The 17344-nt window shown below is 47.1% G+C and carries 15 protein-coding genes and 2 tRNA genes; 4 read left to right on the top strand and 13 right to left on the bottom strand.

Annotation, left to right across the window (positions count from 1 at the left end; genetic code table 11):
- Nucleotides 1-80 precede the first annotated feature (80 nt).
- Nucleotides 81-1211, bottom strand: coding sequence for a peptidase C39 family protein (locus LHL18_RS15780; protein WP_226767761.1), 1131 nt, complete (start codon nt 1209-1211; stop codon nt 81-83).
- Nucleotides 1212-1373: 162 nt separating this feature from the next.
- Between LHL18_RS15780 and LHL18_RS15775 the strand changes: the two genes are divergently transcribed.
- A complete protein-coding gene (locus LHL18_RS15775) occupies nt 1374-2840 on the top strand; it encodes a RimK family protein (protein ID WP_226767760.1) in 1467 nt (488 codons plus the stop codon).
- A 184-nt stretch (nt 2841-3024) separates the two neighbouring features.
- Here the strand turns inward: LHL18_RS15775 and LHL18_RS15770 are convergent.
- The 6 genes from LHL18_RS15770 to LHL18_RS15745 all read right to left on the bottom strand — a co-directional run bounded on the left by LHL18_RS15770 (nt 3025) and on the right by LHL18_RS15745 (nt 9516).
- Nucleotides 3025-3110, bottom strand: a tRNA-Leu gene (locus LHL18_RS15770).
- A 149-nt stretch (nt 3111-3259) separates the two neighbouring features.
- Nucleotides 3260-3345, bottom strand: a tRNA-Leu gene (locus LHL18_RS15765).
- An 89-nt stretch (nt 3346-3434) separates the two neighbouring features.
- Nucleotides 3435-4385, bottom strand: a complete 951-nt coding sequence (locus LHL18_RS15760; RefSeq protein ID WP_134056792.1) for an isopenicillin N synthase family dioxygenase — start codon at nt 4383-4385, stop codon at nt 3435-3437.
- Between the two features lie 15 nt (nt 4386-4400).
- Complete coding sequence (locus LHL18_RS15755; protein ID WP_226767759.1) at nt 4401-5609, bottom strand: NupC/NupG family nucleoside CNT transporter; 1209 nt, start codon at nt 5607-5609, stop codon at nt 4401-4403.
- Between the two features lie 19 nt (nt 5610-5628).
- The gene (gene udk, locus LHL18_RS15750; protein WP_226767758.1) at nt 5629-6261 is read right to left on the bottom strand and encodes a uridine kinase; all 633 of its coding nucleotides are present in this window, start codon (nt 6259-6261) and stop codon (nt 5629-5631) included.
- A 111-nt stretch (nt 6262-6372) separates the two neighbouring features.
- A complete protein-coding gene (locus LHL18_RS15745; protein ID WP_226767757.1) occupies nt 6373-9516 on the bottom strand; it encodes a TonB-dependent receptor in 3144 nt (1047 codons plus the stop codon).
- Nucleotides 9517-9893: 377 nt separating this feature from the next.
- Between LHL18_RS15745 and LHL18_RS15740 the strand changes: the two genes are divergently transcribed.
- Nucleotides 9894-11018, top strand: coding sequence for an endonuclease/exonuclease/phosphatase family protein (locus LHL18_RS15740; RefSeq protein WP_226767773.1), 1125 nt, complete (start codon nt 9894-9896; stop codon nt 11016-11018).
- A gap of 22 nt (nt 11019-11040) precedes the next feature.
- Here the strand turns inward: LHL18_RS15740 and rlmM are convergent, their stop codons facing one another.
- The 6 genes from rlmM to mutY form a co-directional block, all read right to left on the bottom strand.
- On the bottom strand, nt 11041-12123 hold the full coding sequence (rlmM, locus tag LHL18_RS15735) for a 23S rRNA (cytidine(2498)-2'-O)-methyltransferase RlmM (protein ID WP_226767756.1): 1083 nt from the start codon (nt 12121-12123) through the stop codon (nt 11041-11043).
- Between the two features lies 1 nt (nt 12124).
- Nucleotides 12125-12499 carry a DUF423 domain-containing protein gene (locus LHL18_RS15730; RefSeq protein WP_226767755.1) on the bottom strand — a complete coding sequence of 125 codons (375 nt, stop codon included), beginning with the start codon at nt 12497-12499 and terminating at the stop codon, nt 12125-12127.
- Nucleotides 12474-13112, bottom strand: coding sequence for an alpha/beta family hydrolase (locus LHL18_RS15725; protein ID WP_226767754.1), 639 nt, complete (start codon nt 13110-13112; stop codon nt 12474-12476). The genes LHL18_RS15730 and LHL18_RS15725 overlap by 26 nt, the downstream gene beginning before the upstream one ends.
- Nucleotides 13093-14028, bottom strand: a complete 936-nt coding sequence (locus tag LHL18_RS15720) for a transcriptional regulator GcvA (RefSeq protein WP_134056806.1) — start codon at nt 14026-14028, stop codon at nt 13093-13095. Before LHL18_RS15720 ends, LHL18_RS15725 begins: the two co-directional genes overlap by 20 nt.
- An 82-nt stretch (nt 14029-14110) precedes the next feature.
- Entirely contained in the window at nt 14111-14383 is a 273-nt protein-coding gene (locus LHL18_RS15715) for an oxidative damage protection protein (RefSeq protein ID WP_134056808.1), read from the bottom strand.
- Between the two features lie 2 nt (nt 14384-14385).
- The gene (mutY, locus tag LHL18_RS15710; RefSeq protein ID WP_226767753.1) at nt 14386-15465 is read right to left on the bottom strand and encodes an A/G-specific adenine glycosylase; all 1080 of its coding nucleotides are present in this window, start codon (nt 15463-15465) and stop codon (nt 14386-14388) included.
- A gap of 129 nt (nt 15466-15594) precedes the next feature.
- Between mutY and trmB the strand changes: the two genes are divergently transcribed.
- Nucleotides 15595-16317: a tRNA (guanosine(46)-N7)-methyltransferase TrmB gene (gene trmB, locus LHL18_RS15705; RefSeq protein ID WP_226767752.1), complete on the top strand. Its 723-nt coding sequence runs from the start codon at nt 15595-15597 to the stop codon at nt 16315-16317.
- Nucleotides 16318-17337 carry a class I SAM-dependent methyltransferase gene (locus LHL18_RS15700; protein WP_226767751.1) on the top strand — a complete coding sequence of 340 codons (1020 nt, stop codon included), beginning with the start codon at nt 16318-16320 and terminating at the stop codon, nt 17335-17337. It begins immediately after the preceding gene.
- Nucleotides 17338-17344: the final 7 nt, after the last annotated feature.

The raw sequence follows: 17344 nt of genomic DNA, 5'->3' as shown, positions 1-17344 counted from the left end.
AGCTAAATTGAGAAATATTGCAGTTTTGAGATCGTTCGAAGAAAAAACGAACAAAACGCTATAAAAGCACACAGATATGCTTAGGTTTTATCCTTTCTTATTGCTATTGCCGCTTTCAGCCTGCTTTTACCATAACTGAATGCTCGCAGAAACACACTGTGCTCAACGGGTATGTACTGTCTCTCAGATGGCGATAACCAGGGAATGTCTTCTGTGTCAGGATCATTGATATAAACAAAGTGCTCATCAACAGCACACACGACCACCCAATGCGGCGCTTTGCTTTTATCAAACTGCCAGGTGCTGATCAGTACCACCAGCAGAGCTCCACTTTCTAACAAAGCTTTGATAGATGAAATTCCAAGTTCAGTACGATGCACAGCTATACCGCACTGCTCCACTTTTTGCCGGTAAGATTCATGGACGCGTTGAAGTATCATTTTTTTGACCTCGCTGCGCACCGTGTCAGTAAACAACGGTCCTTCCTTATTCAGGTAGATGTCGACATCAAACCCTCGCTGATGCGCGGCCAACGCCAACCCCCTTGGACCGCATCCCCCGTGCCCGGAAGTCATAAAAATAGTGGTGGCTTCGCGCCAAATATCAATTTCAAGTGCAGCCGGATCAAATTGATTGGGCTTAAAGTAATTAAACACCATTAGCAAGCACGCCGGGCCACATGTGAAGGGAGTAGTTTGCGCTATATAAGGCACCTGACGATTTACCGACGTGCTGTCAAATTGAATAATCTGCTTTTGCATACAGATGGCGTCGGAATGATCTTCATAAAAATCATGCTTTACTGCAAATTCGTGATAGTTCAGTTTCTGGTATAACCTGATCGCTGACAGATTATCAAAGCGCACTTCGAGTCTTAATAAAACACAACTACGGGCAGCAGCAGCTTTCTCTGCCTCTGACATTAAAAGCTCAGCAATGCCTCTCTTACGCTTATCAGGGTCTACCGCCAGCGAATAGAGCCTGGCTAAGCTCGTGCCTCTGCGATAAATAAGCAGAAAATAGCCAACTACTGAACCGCCAAGCTCAACCAGCACCAGGTCACTACGTTTTTCTGCAATAAAACGGCGGAAACTTCTGCTACTGATCCTGTCTGAATCAAAGCAACGCGACTCAAGCTGAGTTAGCGCTGAAACATCGGGTAAGGTGGCACGACGGAATGTAAGTTCTTCAGTTACATCATTGTGTGTCATTACTATACCTATTATTGCCTTTGGCTGTATTTTAACTAAGTTTAGGATAACAACAGCTAAATGAATGAAATGCCAATAAGAAATTTAACTTTTGAAGAGTTGCTTTCTTTGCTGTCTTTTCGCTTTACGGCAGGCAATGCTAATGAAAAATCGGGAGTATAAATGGCTAAACTGATTATTGTGGTTGATAAAGCGCAGGATTGGGCACCTTTTTATCAGTATGACGGCGTAATGACTTTGCCTGACTATCTAAAATGGTCAGCTAAAAACAAGCAACGGACAAGAGTGATTAATCTGTGCCGCCAGTCACTGTATCTGGGAACAGGTTACTATTGCTCATTGCTGGCGGAGGCCAGAGGCCATAATGTAATGCCCTCAGTCAGAGCGTTTAACAAATTTAACCGCCATGAAATTGCCGACATTGCAGAAGACATTCCAGGTTCAATTCTCACACAATTGAACAAAGCCTTGGCTGAAGAGACAGCGACACAACTCATTTTTAATATTTATTTCGGTGAAACCGAACTCAAAGCATTAAAAAAGGTGGCGACTTACCTGTTTGAAGCCTTCCCTGTACCAATTTTGCGCGTAGAGCTGCAAAAGAAACAGAATTGGCAGGTTAAGACATTAAAAATAGGCAGTGTACACAAGCTGAATGAGCAGGAGCAAAGTATATTCGGTAACACGCTTGAAAAGTACAGCCATAAGATTTGGCGGGTTGAGCCAACAAACAAAAAATATAAATATGATCTCGCCGTACTGGTCGACCCAAAGGAGAAATTCCCGCCCTGCACACCTAAATCACTGGAACTGTTTGCCAAAGCTGCACGCAAGGCTGCTATGGACATCGAACAAATAGGTGCACGTGACATTCACCGTCTGGCTGAATTTGATGGCCTGTTTATCCGTGAGACAACAGCTGTAAATCATCATACTTTTCATATGGCACTAAAAGCAGAACGCGAGGGGCTTGCTGTAATTGATGACCCAAATTCTATTCTACGCTGCGGTAATAAAGTGTATCTGCAAACCCTGTTTGAACAACATAAAGTGCCCATGCCTGATGGTATTATGCTTTTCAAACAGGATGAAGATAACTTAGAGCGTGCAGCAGACAGTCTGGGCCTACCATTGGTACTGAAAATCCCTGATGGCAGCTTTTCCCGCGGTGTCGTCAAGGTCAAAACCCTAACCGAACTTAGGGCTCAGCTAAATACCCTGTTCGAGCAAAGCGCTATTATTCTGGCCCAGCGTTACACCTACACAGAGTACGACTGGCGCATTGGCGTGTTAAATGGCATGGCTATTTTTGCCTGCAAATACTTTATGGCGCGAAACCACTGGCAGATCTATAAACATGGCAAAGCCAAAACTGAAAGTGGCGGCTTCACCACTTGCGCTATTAGTGAAGTACCTTCACATGTTATTGATGCAGCTCTTCAGGCCTGTGCGCCTATAGGCGACAGCCTTTACGGCGTAGATATTAAGCAGGACGGTGACAAGGTTTATGTAATTGAAGTCAACGACAACCCCAACATTGATGACGGTGTTGAAGATTTATATTTAGGCAGCAAGCTATACGATATGCTAGTTGACGATTTTATCCGCCGCATTGAGCTAAAACGGTAAATTGCAGGTACATAAAACTGACAGGATCAGTTTTAGACAGCTTAGCTGGCCTGCGCAGCAGGTTTTTACCAAGGATGGTAAAAACACAAAAGCGCCGGGAGTGCTTTTGGACAGCCTAGGCTGGTCCCGAAGGGATGCCTGCATGGATTGTAGGCACAAAAAAACCGGCTTTAGCCGGTTGATTTGGTGCAGATGGAGAGACTCGAACTCTCACGCCTTGTGGGCACAAACACCTGAAGCTTGCGTGTCTACCAATTCCACCACATCTGCGTTATGTTTTCGCTACTGCGTTAACATGGCGTGCAGTATAGCGACAAAAAAAAATCCGTCAACTGACAAAACTGAAAATAAATCTGTTTGCGCAATAAATCAGCGGCATAAACGACAAATACAAAAAAACCGGCTATAGCCGGTTAATTTGGTGCAGATGGAGAGACTCGAACTCTCACGCCTTGTGGGCACAAACACCTGAAGCTTGCGTGTCTACCAATTCCACCACATCTGCATATGGCCTGCAGTATACAGCCTTATCATACCTCGTCAATATGCTGACGTAGCAGATAAAGCTGTTTGTACATTTAAACAGCTAACTGCTTACATTTTGCCTTTTTTCAATAAGCCGATTTCCTCTAAGCGCTGCATTAAGTAGTCGTTAGAGTTAATAGGTTCAGGGTACAGATTTGGCCGCTCAGCACTTACGCAGGTATCGAGCGTTTCAATCACATAGTCCGGGTTCGGGTGCATGAAAAATGGAATCGAATACCGCGGCTCACCTGCCGCTGCACCTGCCGGGTTAACAACCCTGTGCGTGGTTGATGGCAGTACATGGTTAGTCAGGCGCTGCAACATATCACCGATATTCACTACTATAGTGCCTTCGATAGTGGTTACCGGCAGCCAGCTACCATCACGACGCAAAATTTCCAGGCCAGCTTCATTTGAACCAACCAGCAAGGTGATAAGGTTAATATCTTCATGCTGACCGGCACGGATTGACTGCGTGCTGGTGTCTTTAATCGGCGGGTAATGAATTGGCCGTAAGATCGAGTTACCATAATTTACTTTGTCGGCGAAGTAGCTTTGCTCTTGTCCTAAGAACAACGCCAGAGCTTCCAATACGGTGTTACCCAATTTCTCCAGCTCGGTATACAGCGCATAAGTCGCTTGTTTAAAGCCGTCTACCTCTGTCGGCCAGACGTTAGGATACAAGCTCGGATGCGGCGCTGGGCCAGTTAGCTCCCGCCCAACATGCCAGAACTCTTTTAAGTCCGGATGATTAGAGTCTTTCGCTTTTTCAACACCAAAACCGGTGTAACCGCGGGCGCCGCCCTGGCCTGGTTTATGGTACTTTGCTTTAACGTCATTGGGTAAAGCAAAAAACTGCTTAATTGCTTTGTATGTATTCTCTACCACGTCGTCTGGAATACCATGGCCGCTAATGCCGCAGAATCCAAACTCAGTGTAGGCCTTGCCAATTTCGGCAACAAAGTTATCTTTGTCGGTGGCAAACCGTCTTATATCTAACGTTGGAACTTGCTGTGTCATATAAAAGACCTGTTTTTAGCCTAAGGAAAAAAAGAACCCTGCAATTGCAGCGCTCATTAAGTTCGCCAATGTTGCAGCCAGCAGGGCTTTTAAACCCAGCTCAGCAATATCAGCGCGGCGACTTGGCGCCATACCACCCAAGCCACCTAATAAAATAGCAATTGAAGAAAAGTTAGCAAAACCACACAGGGCGATAGTGACTATCACCTGAGTATGAGCACTTAACTGCTCCTTCACCTGCACAAAGTCGAGGTATGCGACAAACTCATTAATAACCAGTTTCTGGCCAATAAAACTGCCAGCCATACGCGCTTCATCCCAGGACACGCCTAAAATAAACGCCAGCGGCTGGAACACATAGCCGAAAATCACCTGCAGCGTTAAACCTTCAATACCAAACCAGCCAGCAATACCACCAATGGCACCATTAACCAGCGCAATTAAGCCGACAAACGCCAATAACATTGCGCCCACATTTAATGCCAGTTGCATACCACTGGATGCACCAGCCGCAGCGGCATCAATCAGATTGGTATGCTGGGTGTCTGCTTTAATTTCGTTTAGCTCATTTTTCGGTTGTTCTGTTTCCGGTAAAATAAGCTTCGCCATCAAAAAACCTCCTGGCGCTGCCATAAAGCTAGCTGCAATAAGGTATTTTAGCTCTATGCCTAAACCGGCGTAACCAGCGAGAACAGAACCTGCCACTGACGCCAGACCACCTACCATTACTGCGAATAATTCAGAACGGGTCATAGTTGGAATAAAAGGCCGAACAATTAATGGCGCTTCTGTCTGGCCAACGAATATATTGGCAGCCGCAGACATTGATTCAGGCCGGCTGGTGCCCAGCAGCTTTTGCAAGCCACCACCGATAATACGGATTATCCACGTCATTACACCTATGTGGTAAAGCACAGCAATAAGGGATGAGAAAAAGATAATAATAGTCAGCACATGGATAGCGAAAATAAAGCCCTGTGATTTACGGCCAATATCACCGAACAGAAACTCAATACCGGCTGTAGCATAGCTGATAATGTCGGCAACAAAAGTTGAAATGCTAAACAACACGTCCTGACCAAAGGGTACATACAATACAAAGGCACCTATTGCCAGCTGTATGCCAAATGCGCCCCCCACAGTACGCCAATTAATACGGCTGCGGTTAGCCGATGCGGCGTAAGCTACCAGTAACAGGGCAACAATGCCCACTAATCCCATCATAAGTTAAATTCCCTGATTGTTATTCCGCCAGCAACTGGCGGATTTTTGCTTTTATAATATCGATAGCGATCTGGTTCTTACCACCGCGGGTTACAACCAGATCTGCGTGTTGTTTGGAAGGTGCGATAAACTCAAAAAATGCTGGTCGTACTGAGTTCTCATATTGCTCCGTAACAGAGCCTAAACTGCGACCACGCTCTTCTAAGTCACGCTTTATACGGCGTAGCAAGCACACATCAAGCGGTGTATCCATAAACACAGTAATATCAAACTGCTGCCGCAACTGCTCATCAGTTAACAGTAAAATACCTTCGACCAAAATGACTTTTGCCGGCTGAACAGTAATGGTTTCATCAGTACGGGTGTGCGTTTTATAGCTGTATTGTGGCATTTGAATCGCTTTGCCATTTCGCAACGCATTCAAATGAGAGGCCAGTAACTCATGTTCAAAAGCCGCAGGATGGTCATAGTTAGTCAGCGTGCGCTGTTCAAACGACAAATGGCTTTGGTCACGGTAATACGCATCTTCCGACAGTATAGCGATACGTTCACCGCCCAATTCAGCAACCAGCTCCTGGTATACCGTTGATGCAAAAAGGCTTTTGCCGGATGCCGAAGCGCCAGCAATCGCAATAATAGTGTTTTTTCCCACGGAGTAATTCACTTTGGCAAAATAAGCCGGTAATTATCGCTAAAAAACGCTGATTAAGAAATAAAAAAATGCCCGCTTAATGCGGGCATTTAAATTTAATAAAACGCTAGATTAGAACTTATATTCGATGCCCATAGTCATGCGCCACAGTGATGGTGTGGTTACACGACCTTGTGGTTCGACTTTAGTGAAAGCATTGTATACGTATTGTCCCTGAGCATTTACTGCCCCCTCAACTATTGACGCTGTTTGAGGGAAGTTTGCTTCATATAACACGCCCCAATCATCGTTTAACAGGTTTGTGAGGTTATCAATAACAAAGAAGGCTTTAACTTTATGATCTTCCATAAAGCCAGGCAGCTCCTGAGTTATACGCAAGTCAACCTTTGTCCACCAGTCGCTGGCATAAGCATTACGTTCAGTTATGCTACCTGCGTACTTATCGAGGCCATGTTCGTTAATATAATCAAAGAAACCTTCTGTATTAAATGGCGTAACTTCACCTGTTCTTGAATCAGTGACACTGCCCCAAACTACATTTGGATCATCGATGCCAGTCGGTACATACAGCAATTGGCGACCAGTTGCATAATCACCTAATCCACTGATATTTGATGTATAGCTGTATGGGCGACCTTTATTATGAGAACCTAACAGACTGATAGTAGTAGTATAACCATCAACAATATCAACATTGTAGCTGGCACGGAATGTAAAGCGGTGAGGGATCTCATAGTTTGACGTTGCTGACTCAGGGTTGTTGAAATCGCTACGCGCAAAGTTAGTAAAGTTTGAATACGCTACAGAGCTGGTCATTGGGTTAGCATCTTCAGAATCTGTGTATGCATATGCCAAACTCAGATCCAGACCAAAGTCAAAATTCTTACTAACAGAAGTACTGAAAGTCAGTTTCTTCGCATCTTCGCTGGAATTAGTCAGCAGGAAGTCTTCCCTTCTGCTACCTTCTTTAGAGGCATAAACCGGGCGACCATCGAACAATGTATCTACCTGTTCCATAGCAAAATCAGTAACGATAGCCTGATCTTTTGCAATTGAATACAAAATATCTGCCATTACTACTGTGCCTTCGTCGAAGGTATAAGTACCACCGATAGCGTACTTCCACTCTTTAGGTAACTTGAAGTTAGGATCAACCGCATTTACTGCGCTGTCACCATTCGCGTTGGTTACCGAATCATACATATTTTGTGGAATGTCGAACAATGGACGACCTTCACCGCTCAATGAGCTGGTGAACAGATTAACGTTACGCTGACTTAGCTGCACAGCTGTAACACCATCATTCTGATAACCGTTAGCTAACCATACGTTAGGGTTACCACCAGAATATAAACCAACACCGCCACGCAGCTCGATATTGTCATTAAGATTCCAGTTAACACCTACACGTGGCTGCAGCAAACTTTCGCCATCAAATGTTGTGTTATTAGCAAAACCGTAGCGGTTTACAAAGTTCTCATTAACGCGAGGCTCGTCGCTGCTGCTGTACCAGTCATAACGTAGACCATAGGTAATTGTCATGTCCATATCATAGATATAATACTCATCCTGAGCATATAAAGTATGAGTTGCATAGCCGAAGTTAGCTGCAGCATCAGCCGGGTTATGGGTACCTGCACCGTTGCCGTAATAAACAGTGCTGGCGATACCGTCTTCGAAGGCATCAATACTGCTGAAGCGATATTCACCAATACTGTGCTGCACAAACATGTTAAATACGTTGTACTCTTCAAACTCGTAACCGCCATAAATAACGTGGTCACCCAGTGTATAAGTACCGGCCAGTTTCAGGAAAGTTGTATCGTATTTCAGTTTGTTAGATTGACGAGAGTCATCAACGCCCATAAATACTGTCGCACGATCATCACCGTTTTGCACAGAAATCTGAACTTCACCTAAGCCACCTGGGCCGATATTCTGCTGAGTATTATCCAGCTCTGAATAACCTGCACGAACTTCAGTCGAGAAGTTATCAGTCCAGTCTGAAAACAGCTGTAATACATAGGATTCAAAAACAGAGTTGCGGTCGTAATAGTGGTCAGAGAACTCGTAGTTGTACGAAGCACTGTCTGACTCGCGCACGGCACCGCCATCGTTATAGTTGTATGTGAAGGCTGCGCGGTGAGCATCATTGATGTACCAGTCTAACTTCACTAACAGCTTTTCATCTTCAACCGGAGATGAACCGATAGGTGCACCTACTTCATAACCGTAAACGTCACGGGCAATTTGTGCAATACGGTCAATGTCAGCCTGGTTCAAACCGGCAACCGGCGTACCGGCATTGGTGTCTTGCGCACCACGGGCAAAGGTGTCTGCACCTTCATATTTCTCGTAAGCAGCAAACCAGAACAGTTTGTCTTGAACTAAAGCACCACCAACATTCAGGCCGTAGCGTTTCTCACTGAAATTATCAGAAGGTAATTTAGTGCCTTCAAGCTTGTCACCCTGAAGTGAATCGTTAGTGTAGTCGTAGAAGAATGAACCCGTTACTTCATTTGTACCTGACTTTGTTACGGCGTTGATATTACAAGCTGTAAAACGGCCATATTTAACATCAAAAGGTGCAAACTCAACGGCGACCTGCTGAATGGCGTCGTAAGAGAACGGCATACGTTCTGTTGGGTAACCATTGTCGTTCAGACCAAAGTTATCATTCATCCGCACGCCATCAACTGTCAAGCTGTTAAAGCGTGGGCTTGCGCCGTTACACTGAATACCGCGTGCATAACCAGCATCTACATAAATACGCGGATCGGCGGCTACAACATCAGACAAATCACGGTTAATAGCCGGAATTGTCTGCAGATCTGTCAGACTGAAATTAGCCACAGGGCTCTTGCTGCCGTATGCAGAGTTTGTAATAGCCGCACCGGTTACTGCGATACGTTCTACGTCAGCCTGCTGAATCACAACATTCAGGTTCTGTGTCTCACCTAAAGTTAGGTACACATTATCAATTGTTTCAGTGCGACCTTCAGGACCGGTAACAGTTAACAGGTATGGACCACCAACCTGCAAACCGCGCGCAGAGAAAGTACCTGTATCATTAGTCGTTAAAGTACGGCTAGTGCCATTTCTTTTATCTGTTACTGTTACTGTTGCATTTGAAACTGTAGAACCAGCTTCTGTGGTGACAACACCGCGCACTGCTGATGAGGTTTCCTGCGCAATAGCGATATTGCTTACGCCAAGAGCGAGCGTTACCGCAAGAGCTAGACTTTTAATTTTCATATCGTTTTTCACCTGGTAGTTGTAGGTATTTATCTAAATCCATTTGAATACAGATGCTGCGTTCAATTTGGGAGATAATGGTATCGAAACCATATTACATTTTTCTTACGCCAATCCGATTTATGGGAACTTTTTGCTCCTCTAATTGTCTTAGGCGACTGCCATATAAGTGTAACATAGCAGGTCGGAGTTGCGCACTATGTAGCTGGAATTTGCTCATAAAATGACTTTCCGGCAAAATTAATGCTTCTGCTGGTTTTTAGACGCAGTGCGCTTTATGCTAGCCGCCTGTCTGAATTATTCCCTCTTTTCTGATGAAAACATATAAAGCTCTAACTATCCTCAGTGCAGTTATAAGCCTTGGAGTTTCTGTGTCTATGCATGCTACTGAAGTCACCTTTGCCACCTTTAATGTCAGTATGGAAGCGCAAAATTACCTGCCCGCCGGTGAGCCTGGTGATGGTGCCGTGCTGGCAAAACTTCTTGAGACAGATACTCAGCCTCAGATCCGCAATATCGCGCACATTATTCAGCTGGTCCGGCCGGACGTACTGTTATTAAACGAGTTTGATTATATTCAGCAGCCGGAAAAAGGTATTAAGGCTTTTATTCACAATTACCTGAATAAAGCGCAGGGTGAAGCAGAGGCCATTGATTACCCTTACTTTTACTACAGCACAGTGAATACCGGCCAGCCCAGCCCTTATGATCTGGACAATGATGGTGTTGCCAATGGTACAGGTGCTGATGCCTGGGGTTTCGGATTTTACCCGGGCCAGTATGGCATGGTGCTGTTGTCGAAGTATCCGATAGATACAGCTAAGGTGCGTACCTTCCAGCATTTTAAATGGAAAGATATGCCGAACTTTATGCCGACGAAGAAAGCCGATGGCAGCCCGTGGTACAGTAAAGAAGCCTGGGCAGAATTTCCGTTGTCGTCAAAAAGCCACTGGGATATTCCGCTTACTATTGATGGCGCCAAAGTGCATGTGCTGGCCAGCCACCCGACACCACCGGTGTTTGACGGCGAAGAAAACCGCAACGGCATCCGCAACCATGATGAGATCCGTTTTTGGGCAGACTACCTGACTCCCGCCAACAGCGGCTATATCTATGACGACAACGCTAAAAAAGGTGGTTTGGCGAAAGATGCCCGCTTTGTGTTACTCGGCGATCAAAACTCTTCAGCGGACGGCGAAGGTGATGCCTTTAACAGCGCTATCAGCTCGCTGTACCAGCACCCGCGCGTAAACAACAGTTTGCCACCGCAAAGTAAAGGCGGCGCCGAACATACACCGGATAACCCAAAAGCGGCATTTCATACCGCAGGCTGGCGGATGCGGGCAGACTATGTGTTGCCATCAAAAGCAGGCTGGCAAGTGCTCGAAAGTGGCGTATTCTGGCCAGAGAAGTCTGACCCGCTCTACCCTTTAGTGGGCTCGCGCGGCGCCAGCTCTGATCATCGTATGGTATGGGTGAAGTTAGCATTAAGCGCTGAGTAACTCAGCGCTTTAAGCACAGCGGCTAAAACCGCTGTACCAGATTTTGTACGTGCACCGTTACCTCTTCCCTGTCGTGGTAAAGGTGTTTAACCTGCAGCCGGTATTTAATACCGGCCTCAATTAAACGCTGTTCAAACTGTTCTAAGATCTCATTTACCGTTTCATAGCGCTTCTTCATCGGCAGTTTCAGGTTAAAAATCGTCTCCTGACACCAGCCATTAATCAACCAGTCCCCTATCCGCTCAGCAACCCGTTGCGGCTGTTCAATCATGTCGCACACCAGCCAATACACATTTTTCTTCTGCGGTTCAAATTTAAAACCATCGACGGTTAAATGTCTTACCTGGCCGGTTTCCATCAGCGACTCTGCCATCGGGCCGTTATCAATAGCTGTAACCATCATGCTGCGCTTAACCAGCTGATAAGTCCATCCGCCCGGGCAGGCACCAAGATCTACCGCATTCATACCACCAGCTAAACGTTTGTCCCATTCATGTTTGGGAATAAACTGCAAAAAGGCCTCCTCCAGTTTAAGCGTACTGCGGCTCGGCGCTTCATTCGGAAACTTTAACCGCATAATGCCGTTTTCCAGCGGGCTGTTGTTTTCAGGGTAAGATAAACCCACATAGCCTTGCTGGCCGCTTAATAAAAACAAATGCAGCACAGGTGCCCGCTTTTGCTCCTTAGCGAGCAACACCCCGGCCTGCCGCAGGGCTTGGCGCAGCGGCACCGTCAGCTTTCGCGCCAATGTTGACAGGGTTTTACCGTCGTTGGTCTCCGGGTATTCAACCCTCAGCTCACCACAACCGCTAAGTTCTGCGCCAAGCACAGCTTCAATCACCGGGGCGATACGGTCTGCCGGTGGTAACTCCAACAGCTCTGCCTGCAACAAACTCCACTGCCGGATAAAAATAAACTGTTCAAACGGATAATCGCGGTAAAACGCTGCCAGGCTGTCGGCATCATAGGCTTCAAAAATAACATAAGCACTGTTACTGCTTAATTTACAGTAGCCGAACACATTGTGCAGGCCGGCTTTGTGCTGAATTTCAGCAGCACACTCTTTCTCAAAGCCTGCACGGCAATACAGTAATAATTGTCGCATGTTAACTCCGCCGCCAGGCCGTTACAGCGAACAGCAACCAGGCAGCAATAAACAGCTGGCCACCTATCGGCGCCAGCTGAGAATAATGAAATGGCAATACGAAAACGCCTGCCAGTATAGTCCAGACAAAACACCACAAACCAAGATGCCACAGCAGCGCCACCAGCTGTGTTAACTTAGCGCTGCTGCGCTGCGCACCAATAGCCAGTAGTGCCAGAGCATGAAAAGCCAGCATGGCCAGCGCACTTATTACCCGGGCGACAGCTTCGGTGCTTAAGCTGCCCTGCCATAAATGCATCAGCACCGCACTTAGCCCCACTACAGCAGCACCATAAAAGGCTGCCGTACTATTACTGATTTGCCAAAAGTACTTCATCAATGCTCCTGCTACAAAACTGTGCGGCCTGCGCAATAAGGTGGCTTTGTGTCAGACCGGTTTTTACTCTGGGTTTTAAATCATGGTCGCCATCTGTTAGCCAGTTAACGGTTACCTGCGGCCAGCTTTGCGCAGCAATTTCTTCCCGGTTGCCAAAGGCATCACGTTCACCCTGCGCAATAAACAGCTTACAATTCAACATAACAAAATGCTCTGTGCGCCACTGCTGCTTTTTAGGGGCATGAAAAGGATAGCCAAAAGCTACAACTGCCCGCACTTTATTATGCGCACTGAGCATGCTGGCAACCCGGCCGCCCATAGATTTACCGCCGGCAAACAGCGGCAAATCGTCAGGGCACTCTGTAATAAGCTGACTAAACTGCTGCTGCAACAGCGGCAACTTATCCGGCAGGCTGCGCTTACCTGTGTCGATAAAACGCTGCATGTAGGCAAAGTTAAAGCGCCATACTTCCACATTGTGTTGCAGCAACTGAGCAGCTAACTGACACATAAAATCGCTACCGGCACCAGCACCGGCGCCATGTGCCAGCAATAAGCGGGCTTTCGGCTGTGCAGGTTTATCTTTAATGAGCTCAGTCAAGTGCCACCGCATTGGTAAATTGCTGTTCAGCAAACTCAGCTTGTTCAGCCTCAACCATCTGTGTCATCCACTGGCGAAAAGCGGTAATTTTACCCAGCTCCGTCTGGCTTTCCCGACACACTAAGTAGTAGGCATCTTTTGAGATCAGCACGTGATTAAACGGCACTATTAACCTGCCAGAATTAATATCCGGCCGTGCCAGAACGTTATGCGCCAGTGCTACACCCTGACCATGAATAGCTGCCTGCAGCACCATAGAGGAATGGCTGAAAATCGGCCCCTGGTTTACGTTAAAATGCTTAAAGCCCTGCGTTGTGAACCAGGCTTTCCAAGCCCGGCGTGAACCGTCATGTAATAAGTTATGGTATTGCAGGTCTGTTGGCTCCAACAGCGGTTTACTGCGGTTCAGCAGCAACGGCGAGCATACCGGTAGTAAGTACTCAGTATGCAGTTTATCAGCATGCAGATTACGCCAGGTACCGCGGCCATAGTAAATGGCAACGTCCACATCATCTGTTAACGAGCCTTCGTCCAGGTCAACCGCTTTTATCCGCACGTCAATATCAGGGTGTAGCTCACTAAACAGGTTTAACCGCGGCACCAGCCACTGAATAGCAAAGCTTGGCTGCAAACTTACCGTCAGCGAGCCTTTAGCGCCACGCGCCAGCAGCTTCTCGGTTGATTCATGTAATTGCAGGAAAATTTCTTTAATATCAAGAAAATAGCTTTGCCCTTCTTCTGTCAGTAACAAAGAGCGGTTTTTCCGCATAAACAGCTTCAGGCCCAGATGATCTTCCAGTGCTTTAATCTGGTGACTAATAGCGGCCTGAGTCACGTACATTTCTTCAGCAGCTTTGGTGAAACTTAAATGCCTGGCGGCAGTTTCAAAGGCTTTTAATGCATTAAGCGGGGGCAAGCGACGCGCCATAATCTCTCTTTAATGATTAAATTTTCTAATCCGAATTATAGCGCTGGCACTGGCGCTAAGCCAGCACCATTCTAACTTACAACTATTTATCTACTGGCTTATAGCCTTCAATTTCAACATTTTCACCTTTGAACAGAAAAGCCTCCATCTGCTCTTCCAGCAGTTTTCTGTGCTCCGGGTTCATCATGTTAAGCTTTTTTTCATTAATCAGCATAATTTGCTTGGCCTGCCACAGGGCGAAAGCCTCTTTACTGATTGAGTTAAAAATTTTCTTGCCCAAATCTCCCGGATACAATTGAAAATCCAGGCCTGGTGCTTCTTTTTTTAAATATTCACAAAATACTGTACGGCTCATACTTAACGATCCTCAGAATCCGCTGTTGTAGCAATCAGTTGTTGAAACAGCTGCTTTGCCGGAGCTGACAAACCAACCGCAGGAATGGCATCTATTCTAAACCAACTTGCACCAGAATGCTCCTGCACTGCATCCGGCAACGATTTCAACTTAAGCAATTGCGGTTGGATCCACAGATGAAAATGGCTGAAGGTATGCCGAAAAGCCGGTAGCTGTTCGGTAGTCTCAATTTGCAAAGCATGTAACGCCAGGTACTGCTCGCGCTCCTGTGCGGTGGCAAATTCAATAAAGCCATACAACCCCCCCCACAAGCCTGCTGCCGGTCGCTGTAACAACAACACCTGCTGCTGGTGCTGCAGCAGCAACCAGAAGCTTTGCCTCTCCGGCAGCGCTTTCTTCGGTTTTTTGCCCGGATAAAGCGCCTGTTCGCCTGCCAGCGCCGCTTTACACTTTAATTTCAGCGGACATTCGCTGCAGCGCGGCTTACTGCGGCTGCATAATGTCGCGCCAAGATCCATCATGGCCTGATTAAACTGCGCCACCGTCTGTTTTGGTGTTATCTGCTCAGCCAGTTGCCACAGTGTTTGTTCTGTAGCTTTGTCTCCCGGCCAGCCGGGTACTGCCGCAAAACGCGCCAAAACGCGCTTACAGTTACCATCCAGAATAGGGTAATGCTGGCCCAAAGCTAACGACAGTACGGCACCGGCGGTTGACCTGCCAATGCCCGGCAGTGCCAGTACCTGTTCAAACCCTAGCGGGAACTGGCCCCGATGCTCTGCCACTATCATTTTTGCGGCTTTATGCAGATTGCGCGCCCGGGCGTAGTAACCAAGCCCGGTCCATAAATGTAGTACTTCATCAAGCTCTGCTGCAGCCAATGCCTCGACATCGTTAAAACGTGCCAAGAAGCGTTCAAAATAAGGAATAACAGTCGCAACCTGGGTTTGCTGCAGCATTATTTCACTGAGCCAGGTTTTATAAGGCGTTTTCTCCAGTTGCCACGGCAGTGTTTTACGTCCGTGCTGCTGATACCAGCTAACTAACTGATTTGAAAACCAAACTGCATCCTGTTGTTGTAACATAACGGCCTCTGCCAGAACAATTGCCGGCAGTATAAGCACAGCGCCTGACCTTGCCAACCATAATCGCGGTTGAGCAAAGGCGCTAATACAAGGATAATACGCGCCGTTAACGATTATGCGGAGCAACACATGACAGACAGTACCGAGCAGCACGGCGAACAGGCTGAAAACACAACTTATATGCGGAAAATCCGCTCGTTTGTGCTGCGCGAAGGCCGGCTGACCAAAGGCCAGCAACATGCGCTGGATACCTACTGGCCAGATTATGGCCTGCAATACCAAAGCTCTGCACTGCAATTGGCAGATGTGTTTGGCCGTAGCAGTGCAGTAGTGCTGGAAATTGGCTTTGGTATGGGTAAATCTCTGGTACAGATGGCAAAAGAAGCGCCGGAAAAAGATTTTATCGGTATTGAAGTTCACCGTCCGGGCGTCGGTGCCTGTTTGTCTGATGCAGTTGCACAGCAGGTAAAAAACCTGCGGGTATTTGAGCACGATGCCGTTGAAGTACTGGAAGATACCATCGCGGACAATAGCCTGGACACCGTTCAGCTGTTTTTCCCTGATCCGTGGCATAAGAAACGTCATCACAAACGCCGCATTGTGCAGCCGGAGTTTGTACAACTGCTCAGGCGAAAACTAAAACCCGGCGGTGTGTTTCATATGGCAACTGACTGGGAAAACTATGCCGAGCATATGCTGGAAGTCATGCAGGCAGCAGAGGGCTTTAGTAACCTCTCTGCTGATAACACCTATGTTGAACGGCCTGAACACAGACCTTTGACCAAGTTTGAACAGCGCGGCCAGCGTTTAGGCCACGGCGTCTGGGATCTGATGTATAAAAAGGACAACTAAATGTTAGCCAACGCCAGTCAACTGGTTTTACGTAACATTGCCGATCTGAGCGGTAAAGTGCTGCTGGCAGAGCCTATGGCAGATAACTTAGCCGCTGAACTTCTGCATCTGGTGCCGCAGTTACAGTTAAGCTGTTACAGCACTGACGCCGCCGTCGCTACCAGCTGGCGACAGCCAGCCGTTACGCTGTACAACAGCGCAGAACCGGCATTTAGCGACAGCTTTGATACCATTGTAATTTTCTACCCCAAAAGCAAAGAGCAGCTGGCGTATACCCTCAGTCAGCTTAAACCTGCGATTAAAAGTACTACCGCAGTTTTCGTTACCGGTGATAATAAAGGAGGCATTAAGAGCCTCGGCAGCCACGCTCAGAAGCTTGGTTTGGGTGCTAACAAGCTGGATAACGCCAAGCATTGCCTGTGGTTTTCACTGTTTGGTGATTTTGCTGCACTGCCAAAGATAGCTGACAGCCACTTCAGTATTACAGCCGCCGGTGAACAGCTTAGGCTGCATTCGTTGCCTGGGGTGTTCAACCACGGCAAGCTCGATCTTGGTACTGCGCTGCTGCTGGACAACCTGCCAGTTATCAGCCAGGGTAAGGTGCTTGATTTCGCCTGTGGCTGCGGTGTCATTGGTGCCGTGTTAAAACGTAAACATCCCCAGATTGAACTGTTCAGCTCTGACATCAGTGCCCTGGCCGTTAAGGCGACAGAACTTACGCTGGCGGCGAATAAGTTAAGTGGAACCGTGATAGCGGCAGACGGCCTGCCAGAGTTCCCGAAGCAGTTTGACTACATTGTCAGTAACCCGCCATTTCACACCGGCATAAAAACTGACTACAGTATTGTCGAGGCTTTTATTGCTCAAAGTGCTACCCGCTTGAGCAGCCAGGGCAACTTAACCATTGTGGCTAACAGCCATCTGGCCTATCAGGAACTGCTGCAAAACTCATTTAAGCAGGTAAGTGTTATCGCAAAAGCTAATGGCTTTGTGATATACCGCGCAAGCCAGAAAAACTAAGGGCTTC

This window comes from Rheinheimera aquimaris (genome assembly GCF_020531985.1).
GTDB classification, from domain to species: domain Bacteria; phylum Pseudomonadota; class Gammaproteobacteria; order Enterobacterales; family Alteromonadaceae; genus Alishewanella; species Alishewanella aquimaris.
The sequence above is the reverse complement of the archived record's forward strand: the minus strand, read 5'-3'. Positions and strand labels throughout refer to the sequence as shown.